The organism is Candidatus Amarolinea aalborgensis (genome assembly GCF_900491745.1).
Taxonomy (GTDB): domain Bacteria; phylum Chloroflexota; class Anaerolineae; order SSC4; family Amarolineaceae; genus Amarolinea; species Amarolinea aalborgensis.
The window spans coordinates 434,774-445,892 of sequence record NZ_UETR01000003.1; the positions used below are offsets into that span (position 1 = coordinate 434,774).

At 61.2% G+C, this 11,119-nt stretch carries 12 protein-coding genes; 6 read left to right on the forward strand and 6 right to left on the reverse strand.

The genetic code is table 11. The features are described from left to right. Positions 1 to 40: 40 nt before the first annotated feature. From ACPQ6D_RS06510 to ACPQ6D_RS06520, 3 genes are read left to right on the forward strand one after another with little or no spacing between them, the layout of a single operon-like run. Positions 41 to 652 carry a polyhydroxyalkanoate synthesis regulator DNA-binding domain-containing protein gene (locus tag ACPQ6D_RS06510; protein ID WP_423223487.1) on the forward strand — a complete coding sequence of 204 codons (612 nt, stop codon included), beginning with the start codon at positions 41 to 43 and terminating at the stop codon, positions 650 to 652. After that, on the forward strand, positions 649 to 1,929 hold the full coding sequence (locus ACPQ6D_RS06515; protein ID WP_423223488.1) for a patatin-like phospholipase family protein: 1,281 nt from the start codon (positions 649 to 651) through the stop codon (positions 1,927 to 1,929). Before ACPQ6D_RS06510 ends, ACPQ6D_RS06515 begins: the two co-directional genes overlap by 4 nt. Beyond that, the gene (locus ACPQ6D_RS06520) at positions 1,926 to 3,257 is read left to right on the forward strand and encodes a glycosyl hydrolase (RefSeq protein ID WP_423223489.1); all 1,332 of its coding nucleotides are present in this window, start codon (positions 1,926 to 1,928) and stop codon (positions 3,255 to 3,257) included. Before ACPQ6D_RS06515 ends, ACPQ6D_RS06520 begins: the two co-directional genes overlap by 4 nt. Before the next feature lie 57 nt (positions 3,258 to 3,314). Here the strand turns inward: ACPQ6D_RS06520 and ACPQ6D_RS06525 are convergent, their stop codons facing one another. The 6 genes from ACPQ6D_RS06525 to ACPQ6D_RS06550 form a co-directional block, all read right to left on the reverse strand. Continuing rightward, positions 3,315 to 3,716 carry an SCP2 sterol-binding domain-containing protein gene (locus ACPQ6D_RS06525; protein ID WP_423223490.1) on the reverse strand — a complete coding sequence of 134 codons (402 nt, stop codon included), beginning with the start codon at positions 3,714 to 3,716 and terminating at the stop codon, positions 3,315 to 3,317. A 121-nt stretch (positions 3,717 to 3,837) separates the two neighbouring features. After that, complete coding sequence (locus ACPQ6D_RS06530; RefSeq protein ID WP_423223491.1) at positions 3,838 to 6,033, reverse strand: serine carboxypeptidase; 2,196 nt, start codon at positions 6,031 to 6,033, stop codon at positions 3,838 to 3,840. Positions 6,034 to 6,331: 298 nt separating this feature from the next. Continuing rightward, on the reverse strand, positions 6,332 to 6,679 hold the full coding sequence (trxA, locus tag ACPQ6D_RS06535) for a thioredoxin (protein ID WP_423223506.1): 348 nt from the start codon (positions 6,677 to 6,679) through the stop codon (positions 6,332 to 6,334). A gap of 80 nt (positions 6,680 to 6,759) precedes the next feature. Beyond that, the gene (gene trxA, locus ACPQ6D_RS06540) at positions 6,760 to 7,125 is read right to left on the reverse strand and encodes a thioredoxin (RefSeq protein WP_423223492.1); all 366 of its coding nucleotides are present in this window, start codon (positions 7,123 to 7,125) and stop codon (positions 6,760 to 6,762) included. Between the two features lie 78 nt (positions 7,126 to 7,203). Beyond that, the gene (locus ACPQ6D_RS06545; RefSeq protein ID WP_423223493.1) at positions 7,204 to 7,611 is read right to left on the reverse strand and encodes a CoA-binding protein; all 408 of its coding nucleotides are present in this window, start codon (positions 7,609 to 7,611) and stop codon (positions 7,204 to 7,206) included. A 64-nt stretch (positions 7,612 to 7,675) separates the two neighbouring features. Next, positions 7,676 to 7,987, reverse strand: a complete 312-nt coding sequence (locus ACPQ6D_RS06550) for a metal-sensitive transcriptional regulator (RefSeq protein ID WP_423223494.1) — start codon at positions 7,985 to 7,987, stop codon at positions 7,676 to 7,678. A gap of 231 nt (positions 7,988 to 8,218) precedes the next feature. On the opposite strand from ACPQ6D_RS06550, the gene ACPQ6D_RS06555 reads away from it, so the two are divergent. From ACPQ6D_RS06555 to proS, 3 genes are all read left to right on the forward strand, one after another. Further along, entirely contained in the window at positions 8,219 to 8,845 is a 627-nt protein-coding gene (locus tag ACPQ6D_RS06555; RefSeq protein ID WP_423223495.1) for a metallophosphoesterase, read from the forward strand. A gap of 37 nt (positions 8,846 to 8,882) precedes the next feature. Next, positions 8,883 to 9,440, forward strand: coding sequence for an LOG family protein (locus tag ACPQ6D_RS06560; protein WP_423223496.1), 558 nt, complete (start codon positions 8,883 to 8,885; stop codon positions 9,438 to 9,440). Between the two features lie 162 nt (positions 9,441 to 9,602). Continuing rightward, complete coding sequence (gene proS / locus ACPQ6D_RS06565; protein ID WP_423223497.1) at positions 9,603 to 11,051, forward strand: proline--tRNA ligase; 1,449 nt, start codon at positions 9,603 to 9,605, stop codon at positions 11,049 to 11,051. Positions 11,052 to 11,119: the final 68 nt, after the last annotated feature.

Genomic DNA, 11,119 nt, shown 5'->3' on the forward strand with positions numbered 1-11,119 from the left:
ATAGGCTGCGCCATGTAGGCCGTGAGTGGAGAGTAAGATCATGCTCGTTATCAAACGTTATCCAAACCGCAAGCTGTACGACACAGAAGCCAAACGCTACGTTACGCTCGAAGGCATTGCCGAGCTCATTCAGCGCGGTGAGGAGTTGCACGTGGTTGATCACGAGACAGGCGAAGATCTCACGACGGTCACACTGTCGCAAATCATCTTTGAGCAAGAGAAAAAGCGCGCCGGCTTCTTGCCCAAGTCAATTCTTTCCAACCTCATTCGCACGGGCAGCGACACGCTTGATTATTTGTGGCGGTCTTTCCAGGCCTCAACCAGCGCCGTGCGCCTGTTGGAGCAGGAAATCAATCGCCGGCTCGACGCCCTGGTCGAACGGGGCGAGTTGGGCGTGCCGGAAGCCAACCGCCTGCGCGCTGAACTGGCGCGCTTTGCGCCGCCATCCTTTGATCACAAAGGACCTGAAGCTGCGCTCGAAGAGAGCATTCTTGGCCGCCTCAACATCCCGACGCGCGCCGATATCCTGGCTCTGCAAGCTCAACTGGAAGCCCTCACGGTTGAGCTTGAGTCGCTGATGCAAGCGCGCCAGGGGCCGCCAGCAGCCGCATCTGTAGGGAATTCCTCCGCAACCAAGGAGATCAGCACGTGACGACTGAACGCTCCAGGAAGATTGCTCTTGTTCTGGCCGGCGGCGGCCTGACCGGCGCTGTGTACGAAATCGGCGCTCTGCGGGCCATCAATGATCTCCTGCAAGACCGGACCGTCAACGACTTTGACATTATCGTGGGCACCAGCGCGGGCGCCATCGTTGGCAGTCTCTTGGCGAATGGCATGAGCCCGACCGCTGCAATGGATGCATTGGCCGGCCGCCACGTCGAAGTGCGCGCGCTGTGGGCGGGCGACCTGTTCCGGCCCAACTACGGCGAGGTGCTTGGACGCCTGCGCCGGTTTCCGGGCACGGTTCAAAACGCGCTGCGTCACTATAGTCGCAACGTCCACGACATGAACTTGTGGGACTTCATCTGGACACTGATCGAAGTCCTGCCATCTGGTCTTTATGATGGCACCGCGCTTGAAGGCTATATGGCCTCGGCGCTCAATCGGCCCGGCTTATCCAACGACTTCCGCGCCCTCAACCGAGAGCTGTACATCATCGCCACTGATCTTGACACCGGACACCGCGCTGTCTTTGGCAACGACCAGAACAGCCATGTGCCGATTTCGTTGGCAGTTGCGGCTTCTTCGGCCGTGCCGCTCCTCTACAAACCGGTGCGCATCGGCCAGCGCGATTACATTGACGGGGGAATGCGCGGCAATGCCAGCATTGATCTTGCGATCGAGCACGGCGCCAAGCTGATCGTCTGTATCAATCCCCTTGTCCCCCTCAACAACCAGCGTAAGCGTGGCGTGCCGATGCTCGGCCCGGATGGGACTTTTATCAGCGACAAGGGCATGCAGGCGATCGGCTCGCAGGTCATCCGCATCATGATGCGCTCCGGCCTCAACTACCACATCAAGACGCTGCGCCGCCGTCACCCTGACGTGGACATCATTCTGATCGAACCGCGCGCCGATGACTATCAGATGTTCTTCTACAACATCATGCGCTATTCTGCCCGCCTCCTCGTCGCGGAACACGGTTATCAATCGGTGACGTTGGATCTGGCCGACCGCTACCATGAGTTCAAGGACATTCTGTCTCGCCATGATCTCCATATTTCGCGCCGCCGCGTGATTCAACACCTCGAAGAGCTCACGCACGTGGAAGAGCATGAGCCTCCTGCTGAGCTTGCGTCGCCAACGGCGCCGGCGACTGTGGCGTCGAATCCGATCATCAGCCAGTTGGATCAGGCATTGCGTTCGCTCGACAGCACGCTCGACACGCTGCACGACAGCCGCTCACATACCAACGGAGCCAATCGTTGATCCGTTCCACCGTCACTGACCGACCCCATGTCGAACGCCAACGACCGATGCACCAAACGACGGGCCAGACAGCCCGCCGTTTGCTTTGCAACATGCGCCGTTCCAAGCCTGCTAACCGGAGGTCGCGTCTGCCAGGCGCGGCGCTGATCCTGCTGTTGATTCTCCTGCTCGGCGGATGCCGCCCTGGCCCACTATTGACGCCGGCCCCAACCGCCGAGCCTCTGGTGCCAACCTCACTGCCGCCCGTGGCTTTTTTCGCGCCGACGCCCAAACCGACGCTGGCGCCGCCAGCTACGCCAACCGCCGCGTTGGCCGTCGTGGACACGCCCACGATCGGCGCCCCGCTCACTCTGACCATCAGCCCGACCACAGCAGCCCCCAGCGCCACGCGCGCGCCAGTCCAACAGCTGTCCAGCGATTGGCGTCAGCGGATCGGCGTGGGTGTCGCCAACGGCGTCCTGGAGCAGATTGCATGGGGCGACGCACGACCCGGCTGGTACCTGGATTGGAAGATTCACGTCACGCCTGAACGCACGTCGGACATCGAGTTTGTCCAGATGGTGCGCCTGCAGCAGGGCGAAGCCCGCAATACGCCGGAGAACATACGGCGCGCAGCCGAGACGCACCCGGGAGCGCTCTGGCTGATTGGGAACGAGCCGGATGTCGCCTGGCAAGACAACTCAACCCCAGAGCAGTATGTCAGAGCTTATCATGATCTCTATCAAACGATCAAGACGGCTGATGCGACGGCGCGGCTGGCCATTGGCGGCATCAGCCAGGTGACGCCGCTGCGCATGCGCTATCTACAAAGGATTTGGGATCTGTATCGGGCGCAGTATGCCGCCGACATGCCGGTGGACGTGTGGAACATCCACACCTTCGTGCTGCGCGAAGAAAAGGATTCGTGGGGCGTTGGTCTGCCGCCGGGCTTTGACGACGCAGCCGACGGCACGCTGTGGAATATCGAAGATCATAACCGCATAGACCTGCTGCAGCAGGAGGTCATCGCCTTCCGCCGGTGGATGGCCGCGCACGGCCAACGCCAGAAACCGCTCATCGTGTCCGAATACGGCATCCTGATGCCGGCTGATTACGGCTTCCCGCCTGAGATCGTGGCCGCGTATCTGACAGACAGCTTCACCTACTTTGCCACGGCCCGCGATGCCCACATCGGTAATACCGACGATGACAATCGCCTGGTGCAGCGTTGGTGCTGGTACAGCACAGCCGATGATGTGTACCCAACCGGCAACCTCTTTGCCTGGCCTAGCCTGAACCCCACCGCCATCTTCCGCGCATACACGGCGTTCATGCGCGCCGCGCGTTGAGCGGAGAAGTGAAGTCTATCACCGCTTGCAGTGTCATATCACGCGGCCGCCAGGCGGTCAGCGCAGTCCCATCTCCGTAAGCACTTGGGGATACTGGCGTTCCGCCTCGACAAAGAGATCGCCTAGCTGCATTGCCTTGAAGACGTAGCCTTTGGTGGCAATTTGGCCGCCGAAGAAGGCGTCGCGCAGCCGCACCTCGCCCAGCCAAATCTTGTGCAGCGTATCCGCCTCCAGGTTGAGCTCCAGATCGGCCTTGCCGGCCTGCGGGCCAAACAGCGCTTCCACCGGTCGGCCGCGACCATCCAGCAGAATCTGCGCGTTGGGCTGGCGCGTGTTGAGTCGAATCACCAGGTTGGAACGCGCAAACTGATCCGTTGCATTCGAATTTTTCATCAAACGGCCAAACAGTTGATCCATGACCGCGTAAAACTGCTTCTCATCTCGATAAAATGCCACCATGACCTCCTTCACACCCAGGGTTCATTTTGCACCTGTCGCTGTTGGCAATGAACGTTGCCAGCGCCCGCCTGTGAGGAGACGAGCGCTGGAAAACGCCAGGCCTATCCGATTGGCGCCGCGCTCAGGGCGCGGATTTGCGCCGGCTAAATAGAATGCCGCCAACAAGAGCGGCCACAGCGCCGGCCGCGGCCCCGATCGTCTGAGGCGACAGATTGGCCAGGGCGCGCGTCGGTTTGACCGCGTCGGCCACGCTCGGCGCTTCACGCGAACGCCGGGCATCCTCAACCAGGCGCTGCAAGCGCGCCGGGTCGCGTCGCAGCTCGTCGGCGATCGCGCGCTTGCGGGCAATGTCTTCATCGGTCACGTATTCATCGAAGGAGCGCAGCCCAGCCAGTTGAAAACCGTGCTTCTTGAAAAGCCGGTAAATCTCTTTGACGCGGTCCATTTCAATGTTGCGACCGAGGGTGTAATCCTCGAAGATGCCCTCCATCGCCAGGAGCGTGGTTTCCGCCAGGCAGGCATAAGCGGTCTTCGGCGGCAGACCAATATCAAAGCCAAAGTCCACATCGCCGGGGATCAAGATTTCGCCCGATTCGATCACCAAGACATCGGGACGCAGGGCCGCCTCTTCCGCGGAAATGTCCGGCGGACGCGCCACGTCACAGATGACGGCGCCCGGCTTGCAGCGCGTAATGTCAATGATGCGTGTCTTGAGGGCGGTCGTCGTCGTGACGATCAGGTCTACATCGCCCAGGTACTCATCCGCCCGCGTCGCGATGGTCACCACGGCCTGGGGGGTTTCAGATTCAATCTGACGTTTGAGCGCGATCAGGCGCTCTGGCCGCGGCGCCACAAGAACCACGTTGTAGATTGCCTGCGCCAGCAAGCGTGCACAGACCGCGCCAATCGAGCCTGTGGCGCCGACGACCATGGCTTTGCCCTGGCTCAGATCGGTGGCGCCCATTTTGATGACAGCCTGCTTGCCGGTTTCAAGGGTGGCGGCCACGGTCAACGAGTTGCCCGATGTGATGGCAATATCCACCTTTTGCGCGACGGTGATGCCGGCGTCGCCTACGACTGACGTAAACGCGCCCAGGCCCATCAAACGCGCGCCCATGCGCTCGGCCATGCGCGCGGCTTTGATCAAGCGCCGGTAGGTGAAGCTCGGATCGCGGCGCATCAGCTCACGCGGGGTCGCGCCCAGGGTCAAGAGAATGCCTTCGACGCGCTGACCAGTCGCGGGCGACACCGCACCCGTGATGCGAGAGAGGTACATGGGCGGAATTTCGGCCACGTAGTGCTCCACGAGTTTTTCGGGCAAGAAACGCAGACGGGCCAGGCGCTTATCCTTATAAATGAAGCGCGGGCTGAGGGGATGGATGACGAAGGCAAAACGGTTGATCTGGCCGTCCGTTTCCTTGAGATGCAGGATTTTCGGCGTCCACACCAGGTCGGCCATCAGGTTCAGGTACGTGTCCTCGTTCAGCGGCGCGGCCGGGTTGGGACGCAGTGCGACGAAAATGGCCTCAATCACGGCCGAGGGCAAGCGCGCTAGCTCATTGCCCTCCCAGGGCATGGTCGTGACCACGATGTCCGCGCCGCGGCTGCGCAGGTCCGCAATATCGTCATCGCTGGCGCTTTCGACCACGATGATTTTGTGCTTTAGTTCAGCCGGCGCGTAGCGGCGAATAGCGCCCATGTCGCCGGCCAGCACATCCGCGCGCTGGAACGGGGCTTCGACGCGGGAAACGCCAGGCGTGCCAGCCAGCGGAAAAAGGCGGCGGAACGGCTCATCCTTCAACTGCGCCAGCACGGGGCCGGCGCCCCGATCGAGCGCCACATTGTTGCCCAATGCAGTCGGCAAACGGAAGTAGATGATGGAATCGGCGTAGCTGATGTCGGCCGCTGTCTCTTCGAGGGCAGCGGCGAGTCCACGATGATTGAGACCCGGCACCATCAGGACATTCTTCTGGCTGAAGAGTCCAGGCTGCGCCTCGCTCGCCAGCCGCACCGCCCAACGCTCCAGCGCGCCCCGGATGCCGCCGCCGTCGAGCACGGGCGTCTGTTTGGCTGATTTGCGCAGCTGAGCGCCCACGGCGTGGGTGACAGAGACAGAGCCGAGGTTCAGCTTGGCAGACATGCCCTCCAAGGCAATGGCGTCCACCTTACCATCGTATTCTTGAATCAATTCGGCCACGCGGTCTTGATTGCCATCGGCGCCTATGCGGCGCACGGTAAGCGTCTGGCCCAGCAGGCTCACTTCCTGGACGGTCTCGCCGACTGGTCCGAGATGCAGGCTAAGAATCTGTTTCGTCATAATCCACCGCTTTCTTACTGTGTCCCAATTCCGATTGCAGTTTTTTGACGCCGGCAGGATGTACAGACCGCGTGAAACGCGGCGCGCCACATTTTCGCCAGGGTCGCGCTCTGAATTGATCGGTCAGATTGCGCTGTTATTATACTGGTACAGGCGCGGGGCGTCAAAGCCTTTGCCTGGCATCAATGTCACAATGTCACATCGTGTCAACGGCCAGAAAGGCAAGCCCCCCTATCAGCCTTGCGGTGATGGGAGGGCTTGTCGAATCAATCTGAATGGGCCGACCGGTCTGCGCCGGTTATGCGGCAGGCATCAGCGCGCGCAGGCGCGCCGCGAGTTCCTGGTATGACGTGACGCCAACCACGCGGTCAACCTCGGCCCCGCCCTTGAAATAGATCAAGGTGGGAATGCCGAGAATGCCGTATTTCTCTGGCGTCGCCGGATTGTCGTCTACATTGAGCTTGGCAATGACCGCTTTGCCATTGAACTCAGCCGCCAACTGCTCCACAGACGGCGCAATATAGTGGCATGGGCCGCACCAATCGGCCCAGAAGTCAACCAGCGCCGGCACGTCGGATTTGAGAACGCGCGACTCGAAGTCGCTGTCGCCGACCGGGGAAGGCAACGGCCGATTCGGATCATCCATGATCGCGGGGCGAGGCGCTTTGTCGCCGCCCAAGATTCGCCTAAAAATGCTCATCATACCACCTGTTTCTCGCGGCTGGCCTAGACGACTTCTGCAGCCGCGACAGGCTGCGTTTTGGCGCTCAAGAAATCCTCGATGCGCTGCTTGAGGTACGGATAAGGCACGGCGCCAATGATGGCGTCCTGCGGCTCGCCGTCGCGCACCAACAGCATGGTTGGGATGCTCTGCACGCCGTATTGACCAGCCCACACCGGGTTCTCATCGGTGTTGATCTTGGCCACGCGCAGCTTGCCGTCATACTCTGCAGCCAACTTCTCCAGCGAGGGCGCAATCATCCGACAAGGGGCGCACCAGGGCGCCCAGAAATCCACCAACACCGGAATAGACGAATTCAACACCACTTCTTCATACATCGCATCACTGACATGCATCGGTTTGGTAGCCATTGTTCCTCCTCGAAAACCTTTCAAGATTATAGCCGCGTCACAAGCGCCGCCAGCCGTTTCGCAGCTGGCCGAGCCTGGTTACTGCGGATCATTCCAGATTCGTTTTTCCACCATGGCGCACGCATGCGCCACGACCTCGATCCCAGACGCGCGGCAGAAATCAATCGCCCGCTGCGATTCCGCGCCTGGCTGCATCCAAACACGCCGGATGCCGGCGGCCGCTGCTTCCTTGACGATCATCTCGCTGACAGATGGGGGCACCACCAGGTCAATCACGTCGGGTCGTTCGGGCAAGGCCGCCAAATTCGGGTAAACCCGGTCGCCCAGAATCTCGGTCTCATGCGGATTCACCGCATAGACGCGGTAGCCGGCGCGGCGCAGGTCTTGATAGATTCGGCGCCCAAATTTGGTTGGGTTTGCCGATACCCCGACAACAGCCCATGTGGGACGGCCGACAAAATCGGCGATCAAATCTGCCTGGTTCAATAGACGCTGTCTCCGTTCACGTTGTCACCCCAGCACACGTGGCAATCCCTGCCATGCGGCGCCATCACGCCAACGACGATTGGCTGACGTCTCGCGCGGTGGTCATAGGCAGGCCGCTCAACGTGTCCACCAATTCATCCACCAGTTTCTCGGCCGAAGCGCCCGGCGCGGGATGCAGCAAACACTCTGTGGCATGCGCCCGAATCAACACCAGGCTCGTCTGCTGCACCGCCGAGCGGATGGCCGCCAGCTGCTGCAACACGGCCTGGCAGTCGCGGTCGTCATCCAGCATACGCTGCACGCCGCGCACCTGGCCTTCGATACGCTTCAAACGCCGCTGTAAATCGCCTCTGACCTCACTGCTGCCCAGTGCCATGCTTGACTCCTCGCGTACAATACTGGGGTAGAGTATATCACAAACTCCTCGGCTCGTCAAACGGCGTTGACACCCTTATGCGTTTATGGTATACTCGCGGCCCTGGCTGGCAAGGTCAGGCTGATGTTCTGACGAATCATGGCGCCTGACGGTGCGCGCAGTGAGCAGCTTCGGTTGTGATATTCACTGGCGAAGCCTGCTGGCGTGCGTAGCACTGATCTCTGCAAATACATGCGCGTTCTGGTTGTTAGCGACGAAGTTGAGCCTCACCTCTATGGCCCTGGCGCGGTTAGGCTGCAAGGCACGATAGATCTTCTGGTCAGTTGCGGGGACCTTCCATTTTATTACCTGGAATACCTGGCCGGAACGCTCAACGTTCCTAGCTATTTCGTTTTTGGCAACCACGGCTTCGAGCTGGAACACCGCGCCGACGAGATCGCCATTGCACATCCGCGCGTGGGCACCAACCTGCACGTGACGACGGTCAACGAGCGCGGTGTCTTGATGGCTGGCCTGGAAGGGTGCTTGCGCTACAGCCCCCATGGGCGTTTTCAGTATTCCGACAGCGAGATGTGGCAGCAGGCGCTGAGTCTCCTGCCGCGGCTGATCTTGAACCGGCTGCGCTACGGCCGCTATCTCGATGTGCTTGTTACCCATGCGCCGCCGTTCGGCATTCACGATCAGCCCGATCGCGCGCATACGGGTTTCAAGAGCTTTCTGTGGCTCTTGCGCACGTTTCGGCCGCGCTATCTTTGGCACGGCCACGTCCACGTGTACAATCGCAATCAGGTTATCGCGACGCGTTATTGCGAAACCAACGTCATCAATGTCTACCCACACCGGGTGATTGACGTATGAAGGCATGCATCTGACGGCAAAGGGTTGGGGAATCGGCATGAGCAAACCGATCACGGTCACCATTTTTGGCAGCTCGCGTTGTTCTGCGGACGCGACCTGTTATGCAGAGGCGCGCCAATTGGGCGCGCTGCTCGCGCGCGCGGGCTACGTCGTGGCGACCGGCGGTTACAACGGCACGATGGAAGCGGCCAGTCGCGGCGCGGCCGAAGCCGGGGGCCATGTCGTTGGCGTCACATGCGACGTTTTTTCTGGTTCGGTCACCAATCCCTGGGTGCATGAAGAGCGCCGCACAAGCGACTTGATGCAGCGCATGACCATTCTGGCTGGCATGGGCGACGCCATCGTCGCGGTCATGGGCGGCGTTGGCACCCTGGCCGAAGTGACCTACGTGTGGAATCTCCTGCAAATTGGGGTCATGACCCCGCGCCCGTTCCTGCTGCTGGGCGACGCCTGGCAGCCGATCCTGCGCGCCATCCGCGCCCACAGCCACATCGGCTCGTCGGTCGCGGCCCTGCCCGAAGTGATCGCCTCACCGCAAGAAATCCTTACCCGCCTGCAAGCCACGCTCCCATCCCCTTCTCGCCCCCTGGCGTAGCGCCTGGCGCGCGCACGGGGGGCCACAACGTCATATCGGGGACACGCACGACGTGCATGGTGTTGACCTGCACGTTGCACGTGGCGTTCTTACTTTGCACGTTGCATCTTTTCTTTGCATTTTGCGCCCTGCATTTTGCACTTTCAGCAAGGAGTTTTCGTCATGGCAGAAGAACTACGTATTACCCCGCGCGGGGAAGATTACTCGCGCTGGTACACCGATGTCGTGCAGCGCGCGGACCTGGCCGATTATTCGCCGGTCAAGGGCTGCATGGTGATCAAGCCCTACGGCTACACCCTGTGGGAAGCCATTCGCGACAGCCTGGATCGTCGTTTCAAAGAAACTGGCCATCAAAACGCATACTTCCCACTCTTCATTCCGATGAGCTTTCTGCAAAAGGAAGCTGAGCACGTCGAAGGTTTTGCGCCCGAGCTGGCCGTGGTGACGCATGGCGGCGGCAAGGAGTTGGAGGAGCCGCTGGTAGTGCGCCCTACGTCAGAAACCATCATCGGCCACATGTACGCGCAGTGGATTCGCTCCTACCGCGACCTGCCGGTGCTCATCAACCAGTGGTGCAACGTGGTGCGCTGGGAGATGCGCACGCGGCTGTTCCTACGCACCACCGAGTTCCTGTGGCAAGAAGGGCACACCGCGCATGCCACCTACGAAGAGGCGGAGGCGGAGACCGTGCAGATGCTCAACGTCTACGCTGACTTTGCCATCAATGACGCGGCCATCCCGGTCATCCGCGGCGTCAAATCCGCACGCGAGAAGTTCGCGGGCGCGGACAAGTCCTACACGATCGAAGCCATGATGGGCGACAAGAAGGCCTTGCAATCAGGCACGTCGCACAACTTGGGGCAGAACTTTGCCAGGGCCTTCAACATTCAGTACCTGGATAGGGCCAATCAACTGCAGCTCTGCTGGACCACCTCCTGGGGCTTGAGCACACGCATGGTGGGCGCTATCGTCATGACGCACGGCGACGACCAGGGCCTGGCGCTGCCGCCGAAGCTGGCGCCTTACCAAGCGGTCATCGTGCCGATCTGGCGCAAGGAGCAAGAGCAGGCGCTGGTGACGGAGTCAGCCATCGCGCTGGAGCGAGAGCTGAAGGCCGCAGGCGTGCGCGCCAAACTCGATCTGCGCGACAACTACTCGCCGGGCTTCAAGTTCAACGACTGGGAGATGCGCGGGGTGCCGCTGCGCATCGAGATTGGGCCGCGCGATGTGCAGAACGGCCAGCTCGTGCTGGCGCGGCGCGATGTGCCGGGTCGTGAAGGCAAGCGCAGCATCGAGCGCGCCGGCGCGGCCGCGGCCGTGCAGCAGGCGCTAAATGACATCCAGGCCGCCATGCTCGCGCGGGCGACGGCCTTCCGCGACGCCAACATCGTGGATGTCGCATCTTACGCCGAACTGAAGGAAGTGCTGGACGGGCCGGGCGGTTTTTGCCGCGCCTGGTGGGATGGCAGCAGTGAGGATGAGGACCGCATCAAGGAAGAGACGAAGGCCACCATCCGCTGCTTCCCGCTAGACCAGCCAGAAGGAAGCGGAACCTGCTTCTACACCGGACGGCCGGCGGAGAGAGTGGCGCTGTTTGGACGCGCGTATTGAGTAAGAGACCGGAGACCGGAGACCGGAGACCGGAGACCGGAGACCGGAGACCGGAGACCGGAGACCGG

Coding starts and splice junctions, on each gene's coding strand:
- ACPQ6D_RS06510 (WP_423223487.1), top strand. CDS start 41: ATGCTCGTTATCAAACGTTATCCAAACCGCAAGCTGTACGACACAGAA.
- ACPQ6D_RS06525 (WP_423223490.1), bottom strand. CDS start 3,716: ATGGTGGCATTTTATCGAGATGAGAAGCAGTTTTACGCGGTCATGGAT.
- ACPQ6D_RS06530 (WP_423223491.1), bottom strand. CDS start 6,033: ATGACGAAACAGATTCTTAGCCTGCATCTCGGACCAGTCGGCGAGACC.
- trxA (WP_423223506.1), bottom strand. CDS start 6,679: ATGGATGATCCGAATCGGCCGTTGCCTTCCCCGGTCGGCGACAGCGAC.
- trxA (WP_423223492.1), bottom strand. CDS start 7,125: ATGGCTACCAAACCGATGCATGTCAGTGATGCGATGTATGAAGAAGTG.
- ACPQ6D_RS06550 (WP_423223494.1), bottom strand. CDS start 7,987: ATGGCACTGGGCAGCAGTGAGGTCAGAGGCGATTTACAGCGGCGTTTG.
- ACPQ6D_RS06555 (WP_423223495.1), top strand. CDS start 8,219: ATGCGCGTTCTGGTTGTTAGCGACGAAGTTGAGCCTCACCTCTATGGC.
- ACPQ6D_RS06560 (WP_423223496.1), top strand. CDS start 8,883: ATGAGCAAACCGATCACGGTCACCATTTTTGGCAGCTCGCGTTGTTCT.
- proS (WP_423223497.1), top strand. CDS start 9,603: ATGGCAGAAGAACTACGTATTACCCCGCGCGGGGAAGATTACTCGCGC.